General features: G+C 62.3%; 13 protein-coding genes and 2 pseudogenes. 10 read left to right on the top strand and 5 right to left on the bottom strand.

Annotated features, from left to right (window positions below):
• Positions 1 to 117 precede the first annotated feature (117 nt).
• From ACSFBF_RS34290 to cysC, 6 genes are all read left to right on the top strand, one after another.
• Entirely contained in the window at positions 118 to 1392 is a 1275-nt protein-coding gene (locus tag ACSFBF_RS34290; protein WP_435462630.1) for a condensation domain-containing protein, read from the top strand.
• On the top strand, positions 1389 to 2888 hold the full coding sequence (locus ACSFBF_RS34285) for a GMC oxidoreductase (RefSeq protein WP_435462631.1): 1500 nt from the start codon (positions 1389 to 1391) through the stop codon (positions 2886 to 2888). The genes ACSFBF_RS34290 and ACSFBF_RS34285 overlap by 4 nt, the downstream gene beginning before the upstream one ends.
• Positions 2889 to 4136 (top strand): aminotransferase class III-fold pyridoxal phosphate-dependent enzyme, encoded by a 1248-nt coding sequence (locus ACSFBF_RS34280; RefSeq protein ID WP_435462632.1) that lies wholly within the window; start codon positions 2889 to 2891, stop codon positions 4134 to 4136.
• Between the two features lie 13 nt (positions 4137 to 4149).
• On the top strand, positions 4150 to 4884 hold the full coding sequence (locus ACSFBF_RS34275) for an HAD-IA family hydrolase (RefSeq protein WP_435462633.1): 735 nt from the start codon (positions 4150 to 4152) through the stop codon (positions 4882 to 4884).
• Positions 4881 to 6308 (top strand): glycosyltransferase, encoded by a 1428-nt coding sequence (locus ACSFBF_RS34270; protein WP_435462634.1) that lies wholly within the window; start codon positions 4881 to 4883, stop codon positions 6306 to 6308. The genes ACSFBF_RS34275 and ACSFBF_RS34270 overlap by 4 nt, the downstream gene beginning before the upstream one ends.
• Before the next feature lie 86 nt (positions 6309 to 6394).
• Positions 6395 to 6985 carry an adenylyl-sulfate kinase gene (cysC, locus tag ACSFBF_RS34265; RefSeq protein ID WP_435462635.1) on the top strand — a complete coding sequence of 197 codons (591 nt, stop codon included), beginning with the start codon at positions 6395 to 6397 and terminating at the stop codon, positions 6983 to 6985.
• A 22-nt stretch (positions 6986 to 7007) separates the two neighbouring features.
• Here cysC and ACSFBF_RS34260 read toward each other — a convergent pair.
• The 3 genes and pseudogenes from ACSFBF_RS34260 to ACSFBF_RS34250 form a co-directional block, all read right to left on the bottom strand.
• A pseudogene (locus ACSFBF_RS34260) lies at positions 7008 to 8411 on the bottom strand (IS701 family transposase).
• A 299-nt stretch (positions 8412 to 8710) separates the two neighbouring features.
• Complete coding sequence (locus ACSFBF_RS34255; RefSeq protein ID WP_435462636.1) at positions 8711 to 10042, bottom strand: ABC transporter substrate-binding protein; 1332 nt, start codon at positions 10040 to 10042, stop codon at positions 8711 to 8713.
• Between the two features lie 321 nt (positions 10043 to 10363).
• The gene (locus ACSFBF_RS34250) at positions 10364 to 10591 is read right to left on the bottom strand and encodes a hypothetical protein (protein WP_435462637.1); all 228 of its coding nucleotides are present in this window, start codon (positions 10589 to 10591) and stop codon (positions 10364 to 10366) included.
• 273 nt (positions 10592 to 10864) lie between these two features.
• Here ACSFBF_RS34250 and ACSFBF_RS34245 point away from each other — a divergent pair.
• Positions 10865 to 11047: pseudogene (locus ACSFBF_RS34245) on the top strand (IS110 family transposase); the annotation flags it as partial.
• A gap of 444 nt (positions 11048 to 11491) precedes the next feature.
• Here the strand turns inward: ACSFBF_RS34245 and ACSFBF_RS34240 are convergent.
• The gene (locus tag ACSFBF_RS34240; protein WP_435462638.1) at positions 11492 to 11653 is read right to left on the bottom strand and encodes a hypothetical protein; all 162 of its coding nucleotides are present in this window, start codon (positions 11651 to 11653) and stop codon (positions 11492 to 11494) included.
• A 188-nt stretch (positions 11654 to 11841) separates the two neighbouring features.
• Positions 11842 to 12783 (bottom strand): LysR family transcriptional regulator, encoded by a 942-nt coding sequence (locus ACSFBF_RS34235; protein WP_435462639.1) that lies wholly within the window; start codon positions 12781 to 12783, stop codon positions 11842 to 11844.
• A gap of 142 nt (positions 12784 to 12925) precedes the next feature.
• Between ACSFBF_RS34235 and ACSFBF_RS34230 the strand changes: the two genes are divergently transcribed.
• From ACSFBF_RS34230 to lhpI, 3 genes are read left to right on the top strand one after another with little or no spacing between them, the layout of a single operon-like run.
• Positions 12926 to 14404, top strand: coding sequence for a short-chain fatty acid transporter (locus tag ACSFBF_RS34230; RefSeq protein WP_435474786.1), 1479 nt, complete (start codon positions 12926 to 12928; stop codon positions 14402 to 14404).
• Positions 14405 to 14420: 16 nt separating this feature from the next.
• Entirely contained in the window at positions 14421 to 17885 is a 3465-nt protein-coding gene (locus tag ACSFBF_RS34225; protein WP_435462641.1) for a molybdopterin-dependent oxidoreductase, read from the top strand.
• A gap of 40 nt (positions 17886 to 17925) precedes the next feature.
• Entirely contained in the window at positions 17926 to 18870 is a 945-nt protein-coding gene (gene lhpI, locus ACSFBF_RS34220) for a bifunctional Delta(1)-pyrroline-2-carboxylate/Delta(1)-piperideine-2-carboxylate reductase (protein WP_435462642.1), read from the top strand.
• Positions 18871 to 19277: the final 407 nt, after the last annotated feature.

The raw sequence follows: 19277 nt of genomic DNA, 5'->3' as shown, positions 1-19277 counted from the left end.
TGGCGAGCCCGCGCCCCGGACAGGTCCGCGGCGGCCTGGGTAGCCGATCTCCGGCGAGCGTCCCACGTCCAGGAAGCACTCATCACATGCGCAATCGAGGCGGCAGGCGAAGGTCCTATGCCACCGTCCTGGCTGGGTTGCGCCTTCGAACTGCCCGCCGAGCTCGATGCGAACGCCTTCGCCACGGCCCTGTGCGACTGGGCGAATCGCCACGAAACCCTGCGCAGTCACCTTGCTCCTGCATCCAGCTCCACCCCGGAGGCCGGCCTGCAGCGCATGACACTATCGGCCGGTGCCGTGAGTATTCAACCCAGTGCAGAGGGAGATTTTGCCGACGGCCGGAAACTGGCGTGGCACCTGGAGGAGTTGTTCGACAGCGAGGCCGGTCCCCTCGCTTGGCCTGGATATATCTGTACCACCATCAGCGGCCCGGAGGCGACCACGGTCTGTCTCGCCGCCGATCACAGCCTGATCGATGGTTACTCGGTTTGCCAGACCATATATGAGATCCAAGCCTTGTACGCCGCAGCACTCGCCATTTCCAATGGCACGCCTGCCCCGCCTCCTCTTCCCCCCGCGGCCAGCTATCTTGATTTCGCTGAGGCCGAACGGACCGCCGCCGATGCGCTGACCGCCGACCACGAATCCATCGTCCACTGGCGGCGATTCCTCGCCAAGGGCAGCGGCCGCCTGCCGGAGTTCCCTTTACCGGTCAGCGATCTGAGCAACAGCTCCGGCACCCAGACAAGTGGACGCAGCGAATTGCTTGACGCATCCGCCGCACGCGCCTTCGACCGAGTCTGCCGCGCAGCCGGAGGCGACGCCGCATCCGGGCTGCTCGCCTGCTTCGCCAAGGTCGGCCATGAAATCACCGGCTCAGACGAGTTTCGCACCATGGTCCCCATCAATACCCAGACCAGCGCCTGGCAATGGTCCATCGGCTGGTATGTGGGAATGGTCCCGGTTGCCTTCCCCTTGAGCGCAACCGACTCCTTTGACGAGGCGGTGAGTGCCGCGTTCTCCAGTCTCGACGAAGCCAAGGAGTTGGCCCGGACACCGATGTTGCGGGTGGCGGAACTGCTGGGCCACCCCCTGCGCGATCCTTTCATGATCTCGTACATGGACGCTCGCCGTACCCGCGGCAGTCGCGACTGGAACCGTTGGCGAACCATCGCCCTGCGTAGCCGCTGCACCGATCCGGACGAGGTGTGCCTTTGGATCTCGCGAACTCACGACGGCCTATTCGTCGACTACCGCCACCCCGCCACCGACCCAGCGGGCATTGCGGTTTCCCACTACGTGGCACGTACGAAGCACCTCCTGGTCACCGTCGCGAGCACCGGCTGCTGGCCCGCCACACCCAGACCCAGAGGCGAGGACCACTGTCTGTGACAAGCATCAGACATATTTCGGCCGCCTCCTGTGACTACACGAACTTCGACGCGATCATCGTTGGCTCTGGGCCCTCTGGATCGATCGCCGCGCGGACACTGGCGGAAAAAGGTTACCGCGTGGCCATCCTGGAATTTGGAGGCCTGGTTTCCCCGGGCGCCATGTACGGCCCTCATCAAGCAGCCTACAGCCGCGCATTCACTTCTTCGGATGGCCCCGCCGACGGCAATCCATGGACCGCGTGCGGTGTCGGCGGCGGAATGCAGTTCTACAACGCGATCACGTTGAGATACCGGCAGGCGGATCTGTCGGCCTCCCGATATCTTGCGACCGACATGGAGGTCGACTGGCCCATCGCCCTCCAGGACCTCGAACCCTTCTACGCGGAGATCGAGCATCTCCTGGAGGTCAGTGGTTCGAACGGATTTCCATCGTATCCGGCCAGCCCTCGCGGACTCATGCTGTCCAACGCGATGCGGGAGCTCGGAATAAGACCGCAGCGTATTCCACTGGCAATCCGCCCGCCAGGGACCCGCAAGGGATGCATCGCATGTTCAGCCTGCGATGAACTGGTGTGCCCCACGGAGGCGAAAGCATCCGTGCTGGCCAGGAACATCCTGGACGACGACGCCCTGCCGGGAATGATCTCGGTTCTGTATGGCTGTTTTGTCAATCGGATCGCGCTGCGCAACGACGCCACGGCGGAAGCCCTTGAGTGCTATGTGCCGCTCTCATCGGAACTGATCCGCATCCCGGTCGACAGGGTGATCGTCTGCGCAAACGCCGTGCAAACAGCCGCATTGATGCTTCGGTCGAAGAGCGTGCATGCGCCGAAGGGAATAGGCAACGGCTCCGACCTTGTCGGACGAGGCCTCTCATTCAAGATCAGCGGCTACTCGGTCGGCCACGTGAAGTCTGCCGATTGCAACTCCGCTGCATTGGCCCCTCACTGGGGAACTCATGCGACCGTGTATACGGACCAGTTCTACGAGCATGTCGATGTGCCTTGCGGGTTGGGCGGCCTCATCTACGAGGCGAATCTCCCATCGCCGCATGAAAACACCGGTCTTGTGCGCCTGCACTACATCGCCGGTGAGGAACCATGGTCACACAACCGCGTCGTGCTGGACGAGACCGTTGACCACCACGGTATCCCTCGCATTCGTTTCGAATACGCCAATTCGCAAAATGATCGCGCGCGAATTGGTTTTCTCGCCGACCGCGCGGATGAAATTCTGCGCCACCTTGGCGCAGGTCGAATCGAGCGAGAGCCTTTTGCCCACTCAAAAGGCAGCTCCCACCTGCACGGCACGATGCGCGCCGGGTGCGACCCCAGGACCTCGGTCGTAGACAGCTGCGGACGCATCCATGGATTCAAAAACATTCATGTCATGGATGGCTCCGTCATGAATTTCGCAGGGAACAGCAATCCGACTCACACCATCATGGCCAATGCGAGGCGAATGGCCATGTCACTCGATGAAAGGGTAATTTGAATGCTCGATTTTGAAGCTACCGGACATTTGGCCGAATGGGAACGTGAAACCCGTTCATCCATCCTGTTTCGCTCAGCCAACGGCGCGATGGCGGAGGATATCAACGGCAAAACCTATATGGACATGACGTCCTGCAGCGGGGCTTCACCGTTCGGCAGCAATGATCCGGTATTCAAGGCCAAGCTGGCGCGTTCGATGGAGCAGGAAGCCGACATCTTGCCATCGCCGGTGAGCCTGCAACGCCAGATGCTGGCCCGGAAAATCTCGATGATGTTCCCAGACACGCCCAGAGTGTTCTTTCTGAGGACGGGGTCTTGTGCAACGGAAGCAGCGGTTCGGATCGCCCGGCACCGAACAGGCCAGTCGATCATCCTGACGGCTGGCTTCCATGGATGGCACGACATCTTTCAGCAGCATCCCTGGTCGGACAATCCGCCAGCCAGCGATCAGCACATCCACGATTTTCAGTATGACCTCGAGATCCTGGAGCAGCAACTGGCCAAGAACGAGGGGAAAGTCGCAGGGATTTTTTTCACGCCCGAGCCCTCGGTCTTTCCCCCTGAACTGCTGCAGGAAATCTCCAGGCTGGCAAGGCTGCATGGCGCATTGCTGATCGTCGACGAGGTCCTGTGCGGACTTCGTTACGCCAAGGGGGGCTACTGCCAGAAACATGGCGTGAAAGCCGACCTCATTACGTTGGCCAAGGGGATCGCACAAGGTGTCGGCCTTTCCGCGGTGGTCGGCACCATGGATGCCATGGCGGGAGCCGACAGGGCCTATCTCGGCAATACCTACCTGCGCGAGAACCGGGCCTTTGTGGCTGGCAACCTGACACAGGAAATCTTTGAAGAAGCCGGAATTGCGGCCCGTCTCGCCGAAGTTGGCTCAACGCTCAAAAGTCTGTTCCAGACCTCGTTCGAGCGCAGCGAAATACCAGCGCGCGTTCTCGGCAGCGACACCATGTTCGACATTGTTCTGCCCACAAAAAGGCATGGAAAGGCCTTCGCACAGAGATGTCTGCAACATGGCATCTACACCGGCTACCCGGCAACGTACATGAGCAATGTGTCCATGCATGAAGCGTTCTTCAAAGCTTTGCAGCCGGCACTTGAGCGAACGCTCGCAGACTACCGCAAGGACGAGGACATGGCTGTCGAGGTCACTGCCGCGTCCGTGGCCGAATACTGCGCCGAGGCGTTTCGTGCCACGGAAAAAGCATGTCTGTCCAACAAGCATCACTGGGCATGACAGGAACAGCGCCGTGAAGGATCAAACAAAAAAGACCCACCACCGGTTCGTCCCGTGGCTGGGAGATCCCCCGGAAGAAGCCATGACCGAAATTCGGATCGAAGACTACGATCACGTGGCCTTTGATCTGGACGGAGTCCTTGTGGATTCGGAGGCAGTGATCGAAAGCGCACTCCGCCGCTGGGCGCGGGAAGCGCAGATTTCTCCGGATCACGTCATGCGGATGTCGGCCTCCCGCCGGGATGTCGACTTGGTGGCGTCGATTGCGCCCGGCCTCTCGCCCGAACGCGAAGCAGCCCGCATTGCGAATTACGAGATCCAGGCGATGGGACTGCTGCAACCGATCCGGGGCGCCGCAGAGTTCTATGGCTCGATCCCTGCCGCACGGAAATCCATCGTGACCTCTTCGGCCAGGGTTTCTGCGCTTGCCCGGCTCGCGACGGTCGGAATCTCTTGCCCAAAAATCATGATTGCGGCCGAGGACGTGAGCCAGGGAAAACCGCATCCGCAACCCTATCAAACGCTGTTGCGCATGTTGCGTATCTCTCCCAAAAGATGCCTGGTTTTTGAGGACTCCCGAACCGGAATTGAAGCGGCAATCGCTGCAGGGTGCGCCTGCATCGGTGTCGGCCTCAATGCCAAAGGCCACCGCGACATCGACGGCTGGATAGAGGATTTTCGTAAGATTTCCTTTGTAAGCGGCTGCGCCGAACTTGCCGACCAGATAAAAATAAAGGCCACGCAATGAAAGTATCAACACAAGGCCGCACACCGCTATTTGATGAGGTGCTGGTAGAAGGCTCGGTACTTGAAAAGTACATCGCGAAGCCCGAGGACTACAAGGAGCTTCTCGCTGAGCTATTTTGTTCCTCCAGAGAAACTCGAGACAAGATCGGCAATCGTTGTATTTGGCATATAAACTCCACCGCATTCGGCGGCGGGGTGGCCGAAATGCTTCCGCACCACATATGCCTCCTTCGAGAACTTGGCTTTGATGCGCGCTGGCTCATCTTCAAACCAAAAGAAGAACATTTCTTTCAATTCACCAAGGGAATTCACAATTCCCTTCACAACGCCGCGGCGGTAGGCCTGAATGAATTGTTGCCGCACTACTTGGCGGAATCAAATCAAGGCGCCATGGAGCTGGAGAGAATCATCGAGCCTGATGATTTTCTGGTTACTCATGATCCTCAGCCTCTTTGTGCTGTATCACAGTTTCTGGATTCTCATCCGCACCCAGCCATCTGGCGATGCCATATCGGCTACCCTGAACAGACCTCTACGGTCGACAAAATATGGCAGCTTTTGGGGGAATATCTCCATCCATTTGAGCGCATTGTCTTAAGCAATAAGAGATATGCCTTTGAAACAAGCCGCCCTATAGACATTATCCAGCCATCGATCAGTCCGTTCTCAAGCAAGAACCGCAACCATACGGGGCCAGTTGGCCAGTCGCTGGAAAATTTGGTTTTGTTTAACAACTGCGATTCAGAGCCCGGCCCAACACTTCAGAACATTCTCGACTCGCGGTATTTTTTGCACGTATCCAGGTGGGATGGACTGAAAGGTATTGACCGGATCATTGCTGCCTTCGAGCGCTTCATGACGGCGGCGTTCGACGAGGTGTCCGATATGCGTCTGGTGATCGCTGGACCGGATCCCATGGCCGTTGCTGACGATCCGGAAGGGCGGGCGTATTTCGAGCAATGTGTGACCCTGTGCTCCCAATTACCCAAGCAGGTGCGGCTGCGCGTGTACCTGGCCTGTGTCTCGATGAAGGACAACGACGCGAATGCCGAAATTGTCGGTCGGCTACAACAGAGCGCGCATGGGGTATTCCAGCTCTCCCGCGAAGAGGGCTTCGGGCTGACAACAACGGAGGCCTTGTTCCGAGGAAAACCAGTTGTGGTGTCGTCCGCCTTTGGTCTGAAAACGCAAATCACAAATGGACTGAATGGCGTTGTCCTCGACGAGCCGGACATCGAGGTCAAAGCGGCAGAAATGATGCATCGCCTTGCGACCCGTTATGGTGACTTCGAATTGATGGCCAAAACCGGGCGCGCAAACTGTTTGCACTCGAGTACGCAGATCTCACAAATTCCAAAATGGTATAGAGCGATTCGGTCGGCTCTGACGAGTTTTGAGCGGCGTGATCCGGCTGGCGTGCGCTGACGCGCGCTGCCTATTGAATGGCCTGCAAGGCGCGTCTGCACCCGCTTGCAGCGTCCGCCCCAACCTGAAACAGCGAAAGGAATACCATGCTCCCCGATGCAATCCACACCGTACCGTTGTCCCGAGCGATTGGGCCAGATGACCGTGCAGCGCGGCTGAAGCAAAGCCCTGCATGCTTTTGGCTGACGGGGCTATCTGGTGCGGGCAAGAGCACCATTGCCAGCGCGCTGGAGTTGAGCCTCTGGCAAAACGGGAAACACGCCTATGTTGTCGATGCCGATGTCGCCCGACAAGGACTAAATGCCGATCTGAAATTCAGCCAAGCCGACCGCAGCGAAAACGTGCGCCGCCTCGGCTACCTGGCGCACAGCATCGTCGACGCCGGATTGATCGTGATTGTCACGGCCATTTCTCCATACTCGAAAGATCGAGGGCTGGTGCGTGCACTGTTCCAGCCACACCAATTCTTCGAAGTGCATGTAAGCAGCAGTCTGACGACCTGCATCGCGCGCGATCCCAAGGGACTGTACGCGCGCGCGCGTCAAGGTCAATTATGCCAACTAACAGGCTGGGATGCCCCCTACGAAATCCCGCAATCGCCCGACGTTAAAATCGACACGGCTGAAGTTACTGTTGAGGAGGCAGTGCAAAAAATTTTGCTGCTTTCGACCTGCTAAATCGAAAACCCGAGTTCTAGTCTTACTGTGTCACAAGAGTAGCTTTACGCCCGCCCTTCCGCAGCAGGGGCACTGCCCGAGACGAGCGATCAGTTGGTAGCTCAGTCGATGGCGCAGTGTCGTGATCGACGTCGCCACGTGGCGCTGCGCGCGCAGGACTTCCGCGGGGGACGTAATCCTCGGGAACGGCAGGCACCTGGCGTTCGATGAAGTTTTTTTACCGCCGACAGACTTGTCGGCGACGAGGCGTTCAGCCATCAGGAACCCGTAGGCCGCGATGCTCAAGGCGGCATGGTGGTGGAACCCTCGCCAACCTCGGCCCTCGTAATGGCCGAGACCGAAGTCCTGCTTCAGATCCTGGTAGTCGCGCTCGATGCGCCAGCGCTGATGGGCCACGTCGACCAACTCGTTGATCGGCGTGTCCTCTGGCAAGGTGGACAGGAAGTACTTGCTCGGTTCAGCGTCGCTTGCCGGCCACTCGATGAGCAGCCACTGCTCGGGACGCAGGCGTGCCTTGCCCGTATTGCCGCCGGCGTGGCGCACCCGCACGGCCGCAAAGCGGCCGTTCAGTGTGTCGTTGGTTCCCTCGCGCCAACTGATGTTCTGGAACGCTCGGCTTGGCAGGGACTGCGCCAATGCCTTGACGCTCATGCAGTGCCGCCGTGCGCCTGGGCATCACTGGCAGTCGGCCCATGCCGCTGTAAGGCTGGGGTGGCAGCGGCTGAACGCCAGGCGGCCAGACCACAACGGCAGATGTGACACCTACCGCATAGAGCAAGCCCATATCGCTGAGCGCCTGACGAAAAGCGTTGTCCACGCCGTAGCCAGCATCGGCCAGCACGCAATGGCGCGGCGCGCCTTCATCCAGCAGCGTACGCAATTGCTGCAGCGCGATCTGCGTCTTCGTGGCGAAGCGCACTTCATCGGGAACGCCGGCCTTGGCGCGACGTTCAGGATCTGACGCCCAATCCTCGGGCAGGTACAACTGCCAAGCCACGGGCAGGCTGCCCTGGTTGCTTGCAAGCGAGATGCTCACGGCCACCTGGCAGTTGTCCTGCTTGCCCAGCATCCCGCAGTACTGGCGCGTGACCCCGACCGAATGGCACCCCTTCTTCGGGAACTCGGTGTCGTCGATGATCCACCAGCCGCCCTGGCTGAAGTCCATCCTGGGCATCACCCATTGACACACGCGACGGAGCATCTGCGTGTCAGACCACTCGGCCTTGGCCACGAAGTGATGCAGTGCTCGGTGCCGCGCGCTGGCATGCGTCGGATCCACCCGCGCGGCCATGGGCTCCACGCTCTTGCGCGACAGGGGGAGCATCAGGCCCGTGCAGTAACCACGAAGGCCGGCGTGCCGGTCCATGTGACCCAAGCCTGCGCTCAAGTGCTCCAGGTAGCTATCGAAGCGCTCTGCTGCATTCATCAATCCTCCGGTGCGAAGACGAGAGGATCGCATTATTTCATTTATGACACAGTAAGATTAACAGTCTGCTGCTCAATTTCGGCTCCACGGTCGAGGTTCCCGAACTGCCTGCCGATAAGCGAAGCGACCAATATCGCAATGGGTAGTTCGCTTGAGAAAAAGATCTGGGTGGCAGAAGCGGCACTTGCCTTGACCAGCAAGAACGCCCGGATACTGAGACAGTATTGGTCGGCCGCCTCACCTGAGAAGAGAGGAAAGGAAACACCGGGCAATAGGCTCACTTCGAAGCGTACGAATGGTCAACCTTTGTAGCCGCTGCGGCGCATGATGGCTGCGATCTTCTGGTTCGCACCGTCAAGTGCCTGCTGCGATGAAACCTTGCCGTGCAGCGCATCGCCGATACTCGTGCCTAGCGCTTGCGTGTTGATCTCGTCCCACTCCGCGATGATCGGCCGCCAATCGGGCGAGGCATCCTGAATCTGCGAACGCATTGTCAGATACTCCGGGTACTGCCGCGTCAACGCCTCGTCCTGGAGCGTCGACAGCCGCGTGGGTGCGCCGCCCAAGCGGCACACCGCCTTGTCCTGCGCTTTTGAGGTCAGCCACTGCATCAGCAGGAAGCCAGCCTCGGCATTCCTTGCGGTGCGAGGAATCGCGAGGCCGAGGCCACCCGACTGCGAGGCATGGACATAGGCTTTCGGGTGCCGCGCATATGCGACTTTGCCGACGATCTTCGATTGCTGCGGGTCGCGCACGGCACCGAAGATCACGGTCGAATCGAGGTACATCGCGGCTTCGCCTTGCAGGAAAGCGTTCATCATGGCCGACTGATCGAATTCGACGGCGTCCTTCGGTCCGGTTTCGATCACCAACTTCAGCAACTCCAGCGCACGCAGACCCTTGGCATCGTTGGCGCGCGCCGACCAATCGAGGTTGAATACCTTGCCACCGATCGGATTGAGGTGTAGCAGCCATGCATGCACACACTGATGGCCCACCCGCCCACGCGAACTCAGTGCGCCGATGCCGGACTTGTCGCGCAGCAACGGCAGCAGGTGCTCGAGCTCGAAATACGTGGCAGGCACAACGAGCCCGTGCTTCGCGAAGATGTCGGTGCGGTAGGCGAGAATCGATGTCTCCGCGCCGTAGGGCAGTCCGTAGAGTTTCGCCGTCGGTCCCGCAAGGTAGCCGCGCCAGCCGCCAACCAGTCCCAAATTCTCCAAGTAGTTGGGCGCGATGTCCGCCATGTCGAAAGCCGGATCCGCGAGAGCTGGGTTCTTCAGAAACGTGTCGAGTTCGTGCACGAGGTTCTTGCGGACGTACTCGCTCTTCCACATGACCACGTAGCATGCCAGATCGAAAATGCTCTGCGGCTTGGCGAGCTCAGCGAGTTGTCTTTCCTTCATTTTCGGGATCGGTAACCGGTCAACCTCGACCTTGATGCCGCTCTCGCGTGTGAACACCGGTAGCAGTTCGAGCATCGCATCGTAGTGCGGATGCACCGGAATACTCATTCTCACGACCTGTCCGCGGTAACGTGAGAATCGGTCTTGTGCGCGGGTAGAGGCCAGCGGCAGGCTGGCGCCGAAAACGGCCAGCGTTGTGTGCGCCAGCATGTCGCGTCGTTTCATGGGGATCATCCTTTCACCGCACTCGCGGTCAGTCCTGTGGGAATTTGTCGAGCCGCCGCGAAGGTGAAGACCAGTGGCGGAATGGCGATGAGGCCGTCCGTTGCGATCACCTCGCCCCAGCCTACGCCCATACCTGTGATGAACAGAGATGCGGCCACCGGCAGCGCGCGCGTCTGCCGACACTGACGAGGCGCAGGTCCTGCATGGCCCAGGGGATCACCATATAGCGTGCAACCAGCGACGGCAGGATCAATTTGCCGGTCCCGATAGTTGTCGGCATACGCCCGGCTCTGCCTCGACAGGCTGCAGGGGTGCCCGTGATCAGCAGGCTGAGGAAGACCACCGTGCAGTGAAAGGCCATGGGACTAAAAATCGGGCGACGATGCCACCCCCGAACTGATCGCGCAGCACATCGTCGCGATAGTTGCGTGTGGTGATCGCCGCAGGAACGGCCACGATCACCATCGCGATCACGACGCCGATCAACGCAAAGCCAGCGATTCCTCGGCCGGTAATGGTGCTCGCACACTGCGCCTTCACTATCGCCAAAAGTCGGCATCTGCATTCGCTGCTGTCCTTGTCACAAAAATCGGCTCTACGGACAACACAGGCATGCGCATCATCAAGAAACTACGATGTGGGGATTATTTACAAAGAGGAATGCTCTCGACTAGTCAGTCGCAATGAAATGCAGCTGCTCATTTTTGGGGGCAATCCTCTGCTTGCCAGATCCGGCGTGCACGGTACGCGAGTCCTCCATACACCCGATGCAACCGCCAATCCTGCTGCCTCAATTTCTCTACAGCCACTGGGGTAGTAGTCGCTCGAGCCGTCGTGATCAGAGCAAAGGACAGCTCGACATGGCCATGGCTGGCAGCTCTGTTGCAGCGCCGACCGTACAGCGTGGCTGTCGCCGCGGTCGCGAACAAGTTGGCGCGAACGATCTGGGCGGTGCTGGCGCGCGGACAAGCCTGGCGGCCCGAGGCCTGGCAGGCATCGCACTGACAGGGAAGTCTTTGCACCCGATTTAAAGGAGAGCAAGCGACCACGCGTGTGATGGGCCAGACAGGTCGGACCGGGACGAGGACACTCCGATAGGGAACGAGAGCACCAAGCTCGATGTTCAGATGGGAACCTTGTCAGCGAAAACCATCAGGGCCAGCAGGCATATCCGCCTGCACAACAGGCCGGATATAAGACTGCAGCCCTGCCTCCTGCTTCTTCACATCCACGAGTTACTTGCGATCCGGGAGGCGCCCATATAAGACGTTCCCTAATCGCACAGCTTTTGAAGACCTCCAACGGTCGCATGATCAATTGAGCTCGGAGGCGCAACAATGGGACTACTTGATGGAATGGTTGGCAACGCATGCGCGCCAGCAGCGGTGCGAGCTCGGTTTTGGCAAAACGCTGTGCTTGCGCCGGGGTTTCTTGTTGGTCGGGGTCAGTTCAAATTGCGACGTCATGTTTTCTCAGTTTTGGCAACACGTTCAGCAGGAGCGGCGCGGCATCTTCACAGTGACGGAACGCCCCTCGCGATGAGCGGCGCGAACCGGACATCTTGTGAACCGATACAAACGCCGCAAAAACGGCAGAGCGCTGGTTGTTCATGCCCAGTATTCTGGAAGTCTCCCGTGCTGCTAGTCTTGCGGTATCTGATCGGATCATGAAAGTGGCCTCGCCCTCGCCGCGCCTCCAGCGGAGTCCATACAAATGGGACTGGTCACTGGTGCCAGGACACGAACTCTGGCGGAGCGAAAGCTGTGACCGCCGGTGGCGGAAGTGACCAAACTCGAAATCTACTGCGGCTCGTCGCCCATACGCGGTTGTGACTCTCTCGTCAGCGTCTTGGCCAGCAACCGCAAGGTACTCGCGGAGGCTGCAGTGGCCTCGGAAAGAACGGCCCCGCGCCGGTAGGCCAGCCCCAGGTCCATCGAGGGCACCGCGCTCGACATCACCGTCCTGCGGATGCGCCCGCCGTCGTGCGACCAAGGGCGAAACACCAGATCTGACAAGATAGTCACACCCACGTTCTGTGCAACGAGGCTGCGCACGGCCTCGATCGATTTGGTGCGGAACACCACCTTGGGCTTGAGTTTCATCGCACCCCAGTAGCGGCCAACGGTGTCCACGTGCTCGTCCATGTCCAGCAGCACGAAGGGCAACTGCGCGATCTCACGCAGCGACACCGACTTCTGCGCCACCAGCGGATGGTCGAACGACGTCCACAGGCGGCGCTGCGACTTCAGCAGGTTCTCGCGCCGGATGTCCGGCGCGCGAGAGAGGTTCGACACCAGTACCACGGCCAGGTCAAACTCGCCGCTGCGCAGGCCATCCTCGATCTCGAGCCGGTTGCGCTCCACGGGCTCGAACTCGACCAGCGGCAGTTGCCTGCGCATCGCGCCGATGATCTTCGGCAGCATGTATTCGGACACGGTGTCGGTGATGGCGATCTGCACCCGCCCCTCGACCGAGGACACCGAGTTACGCGTTTCCTCCACCGCCGCCTCGAGCGTGTGCAGCATGTGCTCCGCGTGCCGAAGAAAGCCCTCGCCCTGCACCGTGAGCCGCAGCCCGTCGGAGTGCCGCGTAAAGAGCTGCACCTTCAGCGTGGACTCCAGGTTCTTGAGCGAAGTGGTCAGCGACGGCTGACTCACATAGCAGCGCTGGGCCGCGCGGGACACCTGTCCCGTGTGCGCAGCAGCCACGAAGTGTTGCAGTTGCTTGATCGTTATCGACATAGATACACCCTATATCGCTCTATTGAAAATAGAGATTATGAATTGTCGATGGCAATTCATAACATCCGAGCAGCACGCCGTGTCAGGCGTGTGACGAGGACGCCCACAGTTCCAGCAGCAGCAGCAGCAGCAGGAGAAACCTATGCCATCGACATCACAGACTTCCGCCGGCTCCGGCGCCCACCCTCCTCTACCCCAAGACGCCCCGGCCGATGCTGGGCTGTTGAGCCGTCTGGGCCTGCGCTTCACAGCCTGGGCCGAGCGCTGGTTTCCCGACGCCTTCGTGTTCGCGGCCATCGCCGTGGTGGTGGTCGCGGGCGCCGCGCTGCTCAACGGATCGAGCCCGCAGGCGGTGGCCAAGTCCTTCGGCGATGGCTTCTGGAGCCTGATTGTTTTCACGATGCAGATGGCGCTGGTGGCCATCGGCGGCTACGTGGTGGCGATCTCGCCGCCGGCCGCGCGACTCATCCGCAAGCTGGCCGCATTGCCCGTGTCGGGGCGCCAGGCCATCGCGTACGTGGCGGCGATCAGCATGATCCTGTCGCTCTTTAACTGGGGCATTTCGCTGATCTTCAGCGCGCTCTATGTGCGCGCGCTGGCCGGCCGCCTCGACCTGCGCATGGACTACCGTGCCGGCGGCGCGGCCGCCTACCTCGGCATGGGCGCGACCTGGGCGTTGGGGCTCAGCTCGTCGGCGGCGCAGTTGCAGGCCAACGCCAGCAGTCTGCCCAAGAGCATTCTTGACATCACCGGCGTGATCCCGTTCAGCCAGACCATCTTTCTGTGGCAGTCGGTCGTCATGGCACTGGTGTTGATCGTCGTGTCGGTGGCCATCGCACTGTGGTCGGCGCCCGACGCGAAGCACGCGGTCACGGCGCAGGACCTGGGCGTAGATCTCGCGGAAGCGAAGCCGGCGCCCCCCGAGTCCGCCGGGCGCCGCCCCGGCGAGTGGTTCGAACGCAGCCCGTTGCTCACGCTGCTCCTGTGCGCGCTGGGCTTCGGCTGGCTGGCGCAGGAGTTCATGGTCAAAAGCCCGCTGATCGCGATCTCGGGCCTCAACACCTACAACCTGCTGTTCCTCATGATCGGGCTGCTGCTGCACTGGCGCCCGCGCAGCTTTCTCGACGCGGTGTCGCGTTCGGTGCCGTCGACGGCGGGCGTGATCATCCAGTTCCCGCTGTACGGTGCCATCGCGGCCATGCTGACCGCCGCCAAGGGCGACGGAGGCATCACGCTGTCGGACCGCATCGCGCACCTGTTCGTGAACATCTCCAACGTCGACAGTTTCGCCGTGGTGATGGGGGCGTATTCCGCCGTGCTGGGCTTCTTCATTCCCTCGGGTGGCGGCAAGTGGATCATCGAGGCGCCCTACGTCATGCAGGCGGCCAACGACCTAAAGGTACACCTGGGCTGGGCCGTGCAGGTCTACAACGCGGCCGAGGCGCTGCCCAACCTGATCAACCCGTTCTGGATGCTGCCGCTGCTGGGCGTGCTCTCGCTGAAGGCACGCGACATCGTGGGCTTTACTTTCCTGCAATTGCTGGTGCATGCGCCGCTGGTGCTCTTCATGCTCTGGTTCTTCGGTCGCACGCTGAGCTATGTCGCGCCGGTGATTCCTTGAGTCGCGCAGGTTCCGGATGCAAGTGACGACGACGGCGGCAACGCAAACCAAGCAGGGCTACTGCACGCTCTGCCGTTCGCGCTGCGGCACGCTCAACGAGGTGCGCGGCGACATGCTGGTGTCGGTGCGGCCCGACGCCTCGCACCCCACCGGCCAGGCGATGTGCATAAAGGGCAAGGCCGCGCCCGAGCTTGTGCACAGCCCGCACCGCCTGCGCTACCCGATGCGCCGCACCAGGCCCAAGACCGAAGCGGATCCGGGCTGGGTGCGCATCGGCTGGGACGAGGCGCTGGCCGAGACCGCGCAGCGCCTGGGCACCATCAAGGCCGAGAGCGGCGCCGAGTCGGTGGTGTTCGCCGTGACCACGCCCAGCGGCACACCACTGACGGACAGCATCGATTGGATCGAGCGCTTCGTGCGCCTCTTCGGCAGCCCCAACATCTGCTACGCAACCGAGGTCTGCAACTGGCACAAGGACTTCGCGCACGCCTTCACCTTCGGCTGCGGCATGCCCGCGGCCGACTACGCGCAGGCCGAACTGATCGTGCTGTGGGGTCACAACCCCGCGAACACCTGGCTGGCACAGGCCAATGCCATCGGCCGAGGCCGCGCGAACGGGGCGAAGATGGTGGTGATCGATCCGCGCCCCACGGCGCTCGCGCGGCAGGCCGACACTTGGTTGCCCGTGCGGCCCGGCACCGATGCGGCACTGGCGCTGGGGCTGATCCACCTGCTGATCGCGGACGCGCGCTTCGACGAAGACTTCGTGCGCGCTTGGACCAATGCCCCGTTGCTGGTGCGCGGCGACAACGGACACTTCCTGCGCGAGCAGGACCTGTGGCCCGATGCGGAGGGCAACCGCTTCGTGGCGTGGAACGACGCGCTCGCCTGCGCGGTGCCTTATGACACCGCGCAGGCGGCGCAAGACCAGGACGCAGCCCACTTTCGCCTGCGCGGCGCGGTCGAGATCGATGTGGGCGCACATCGCCTGTCGTGCGCTCCGGCTTTCGAGCTGCTGGCCCAAGGCTGCGCCGCTTATACGCCGCCGGATGTCGAACGCATCACCGGCGTTGCTGAAGCCTCGTTGCGCGCGGTCGCTGACCTTTTCGGCACTTGCCGCCGCGTGGCCTATCACGCCTGGACTGGCATCGGCCAGCACACCAACGCCACACAAGCCGAACGCGCGGTCGCCACGCTGTATGCGCTGTGCGGCAGCTTCGACCGCATCGGCGCGAACCGCGTTCGCGTCGGTCCGCGCGTCAACGCCGTCAACGCACTTTCACTGCTGCCTGACGCGCAGCGCGCAAAGGCGCTCGGTCTGGCGGAGCGCCCGATCGGCCCCCCCGCGCACGGCTGGGTGACGGCGCGCGACACCTACCGCGCGATTCTCGAAGGCGAGCCTTACAGGGTGCGCGCGATGATGGCCTTCGGCACCAACCTGCCCGTGTCGCAGGCCGACACCGCGCTCGCGTACCGGGCGCTGTCGCAGCTCGAATTCCACGTGCACTGCGACTTGTTCGAAACACCCGCCGCCCGGTACGCCGACATCCTGCTGCCGGTCAATACGCCATGGGAGCGCGAAGGCCTGCGCATCGGCTTCGAGATCGACGACCGCGCGGCCGGTTGGGTGCAGTTGCGCCAGCGCATGGTTGCGCCGCGCGGCGAATCGCGCGCCGACAACGATGTGCTGTTCGATCTGGCCACCCGCCTTGGCATGGGTGACGGCTTCTTCGGCGGCAGTCTCGATGCTGGCTGGAACCACATTCTCGAGCCGCTCGGCCTCACGGTCGACCAGTTGCGCGCCCGGCCTGAAGGCATTGCCTGCGCCATCGACGCAAGCGAGCAGAAATACGCCCGCGCCACGCCCACCGGCGTGCGCGGCTTCGACACCCCGACGCGCCGTGTCGAGCTCTACTCCGAAACCCTGCTGCGCCACGGCCAGCCGCCGGTCGCCACCTTCATCGAACCGGCCGACACGCCGCGCGATGCGAAGGCCACGCGTCAGGGCCGCTTTCCCTATGTGCTGAGTTCGGCCAAGAACGGCTTCTATTGCCACAGCCAGCACCGCAGTCTGCCTTCGCTGCGCAAGCGCGCGCCCGATCCGGTGGCCGAGTTGAGCCCCGCGCTGGCGGCCGCAAAGGGCATCGTGGACGGCGACTGGATGCGCATCCGCACGCGTGTGGGCGAGGCCCGCTTCGTCGCACGCGTCACGCCCCATCTGGCGGACGACGTCATCGTGGCCGAGTTCGGCTGGTGGCAGGGCTGCCCCGAGCTCGACCGCGACGGCCTGCCGGTCGAAGGCGCGCTGGGCAGCAACTTCAACGCGCTGATATCCGCCGACAGCCGCGACCCGGTGAGCGGCTCGGTGCCGCACCGCTCCTTTCTCTGCGACATCGAACGCGACCCGGCTACCGAGACTCGGCAGCGCAAGTGGCCCGGCTACCGTCCCTTCCGCATCAGCGAGCTGCGGCCCGAGGCCGATGGTGTGCAGGGCATCCACTTCGAGCCGGTCGACGACGGCAAGCTGCCCGACTACCGCCCCGGTCAGCACGTCGAGATGCAATTGCATCTCGACGACGGCACGCAAGTCACACGCGCCTACTCGCTCACGGGCGCGGCCGAGGTGCCGGGCCGGCGCAGCTACAGCGTGGCCGTGCGCCACCAGCGCGGCCACTCGGCCGACGGCACGCCGCACGAGGGGCGCGTGTCGAGCCATCTGCACCGCGCGCTGAGGGTTGGCGACACCCTCGCGCTACGTGCGCCGTCAGGCGGCTTCGTGCTGCCGCGCCACTCGCCGCAACCGCTGGTCTTCTTCGCGGGCGGCATCGGCATCACGCCCTTCATCAGCCTGCTCGAATCGCTGCCCGACGGTGCGCAGGGGCCAGCAATCTGGCTCTACTACGCCAACCAGAACGGCGTGACCCACGCTTTTCGCGAGCGCATTGCGCAGCACCGCGCGCGTCTGCCGCAGTTGCGGGTCGTTGACCACTACAACGCACCACGGCCGCAGGAGCGCCTGGGCATCGACTACCAGTCGAACCGCTACATCGACGCGAGCGTGGTGGACGATGCGCTGATCGCGCAGCGCGCCCGTTTCTACATGTGCGGACCACCCGCCATGATGGACGCCGTGACCGACGGGTTGATGGCGCGGGGCGTTCCGCGCTTCGACATCTTCAGCGAAGTGTTCCGCTCGCCCACCGCGCCGCCCACCGACGGCGACCAGCACTTCACCGTCAGCTTCGCGCGCTCGGGCCACGCCCCCGCGACGTGGACGCCCAGACAGGGCACGCTCCTGACTTTTGGCGAATCGCTCGGCCTGCAGATGGCCAGCGGCTGCCGCGTGGGCCAATGCGAGAGCTGCGCCGTGCGCCTGCTGGCCGGCAAGGTCCGCCACCTGCACGGCAGCGAGCCTGAAGACCTGGCCATGTGCCTGACCTGCCAAGCCGTACCCCTCGAAGACGTGGTGCTCGAGGCATGACTGCGGGCCCTTCCATCCACTTGATTCCATCCGCAACCTTATGAAAATCATCGATACGGAAAGCACTCGCCGTGCGCTGCCCTTCGACCGCCTGATCCCGGCACTTCGGGAGAAGTTCGTCGCTGGCTGCGAGGTGCCTTTACGGCACACGCATTCGCTCCAGGCCGGGGCGGACGACCCGCCCCGCACCGTGCTGGTCATGCCGGCGTGGCAGCACGACCGCTACCTGGGCATCAAGACCGTGACCATCTTCCCGGACAACGCGCAGCGCGGCCTGCCCGGACTGTTCTCGACCTATGTGCTGTACGACGCAAGCACGGGCGAGCCGCTGGCGCAGATCGACGGCAACGAGATCACTTCGCGGCGCACTGCTGCCGCATCGGCCCTGGCAGCCTCCTATCTCGCGCCTACCGATGCGCGCAGTCTGCTGGTCGTCGGCTGCGGGCGTGTCGGCAGTCTTATTCCCGAGGCCTACCGTGCCGTGCGTCCCATCGAACGCGTAGTGGTGTGGGACCGCGACGAATCTGCAGCGAAGGTACTCGCCGCACGGCTGTGCGCGCAGAACATCGAGGCGGCCGTCGCGCCGGACCTCGCCAAGGCGGTGAATGATGTCGACATCGTGAGCTGCGCCACGCTCGCCACGCAGCCGCTTGTGCAGGGCGCGTGGCTGCGGCCGCGCAGCCACCTCGACCTGATCGGCAGCTTCACGCCGCAGATGCGCGAGGCCGACGATGCCTGCTTTGCTGGCGCGCGTCTGTTTGTCGATACGCAAGAAGCGTTGCAGAAGAGCGGTGAACTGCTCGGGCCCATGTCGCGCGGCGTGTTCGCCGCCGCAGATGTGGCAGGGGAGTTGGCCGATTTGGCCGCGGGCAGGATTCCGGGACGAGCCGAGAGTGACGGGCGGACCGTCTTCAAGGCTGTGGGTACCGCGCTGGAGGACTTGGCCGCTGCGGTGGTGGTCTACGAGGCTTCCGATCCGAACTGAGGCGCAAGCGCACCAACACTCGATAAGTGGGCGTTTACGAGCACGCTCCCGTCATTGAATCGTTCGACAGGTCGCGCCAACAGCGGCAGGTCTTGGATGGTGCGGACCTTCGCCGAGCGAACATGGCGAATTCGGTGCGCCGTTGAGTAGGCCCCCTAAGTTGAGGAATCTCAGTGCAGGCCGTGCTCGTTATTTTCAGCGGTAGCAATACGCACCTTAGCCTCTCACCCATTTGTGGTATTCCAAGCTGATTCCCTGCTCATATCATGTATGCGTGCGGTGGACCTTTCAATTACCCACAAGTCTGGCGTCTCAGCGGTCCACGGAATGATCGAGATTCCCGTTATTCCTCGCGAGAGGACTCTGCCAACGGGAACGGATGACAAAGTTTGTGCGGATTGATGGAG

This window comes from Variovorax nivicola (assembly GCF_051216475.1).
Classification (GTDB): Bacteria; Pseudomonadota; Gammaproteobacteria; order Burkholderiales; family Burkholderiaceae_C; genus Variovorax.
This window is presented reverse-complemented; position numbering and strand designations above follow the sequence as displayed.

What these genes read in the sequence shown, in the direction of transcription:
- ACSFBF_RS34290 (WP_435462630.1), top strand. Translation starts at nt 118, where the DNA reads ATGCCACCGTCCTGGCTGGGTTGCGCCTTCGAACTGCCCGCCGAGCTC.
- ACSFBF_RS34280 (WP_435462632.1), top strand. Translation starts at nt 2,889, where the DNA reads ATGCTCGATTTTGAAGCTACCGGACATTTGGCCGAATGGGAACGTGAA.
- ACSFBF_RS34270 (WP_435462634.1), top strand. Translation starts at nt 4,881, where the DNA reads ATGAAAGTATCAACACAAGGCCGCACACCGCTATTTGATGAGGTGCTG.
- cysC (WP_435462635.1), top strand. Translation starts at nt 6,395, where the DNA reads ATGCTCCCCGATGCAATCCACACCGTACCGTTGTCCCGAGCGATTGGG.
- ACSFBF_RS34255 (WP_435462636.1), bottom strand. Translation starts at nt 10,042, where the DNA reads ATGAAACGACGCGACATGCTGGCGCACACAACGCTGGCCGTTTTCGGC.
- ACSFBF_RS34240 (WP_435462638.1), bottom strand. Translation starts at nt 11,653, where the DNA reads ATGAACAACCAGCGCTCTGCCGTTTTTGCGGCGTTTGTATCGGTTCAC.
- ACSFBF_RS34235 (WP_435462639.1), bottom strand. Translation starts at nt 12,783, where the DNA reads ATGTCGATAACGATCAAGCAACTGCAACACTTCGTGGCTGCTGCGCAC.
- ACSFBF_RS34230 (WP_435474786.1), top strand. Translation starts at nt 12,926, where the DNA reads ATGCCATCGACATCACAGACTTCCGCCGGCTCCGGCGCCCACCCTCCT.
- ACSFBF_RS34225 (WP_435462641.1), top strand. Translation starts at nt 14,421, where the DNA reads ATGCAAGTGACGACGACGGCGGCAACGCAAACCAAGCAGGGCTACTGC.
- lhpI (WP_435462642.1), top strand. Translation starts at nt 17,926, where the DNA reads ATGAAAATCATCGATACGGAAAGCACTCGCCGTGCGCTGCCCTTCGAC.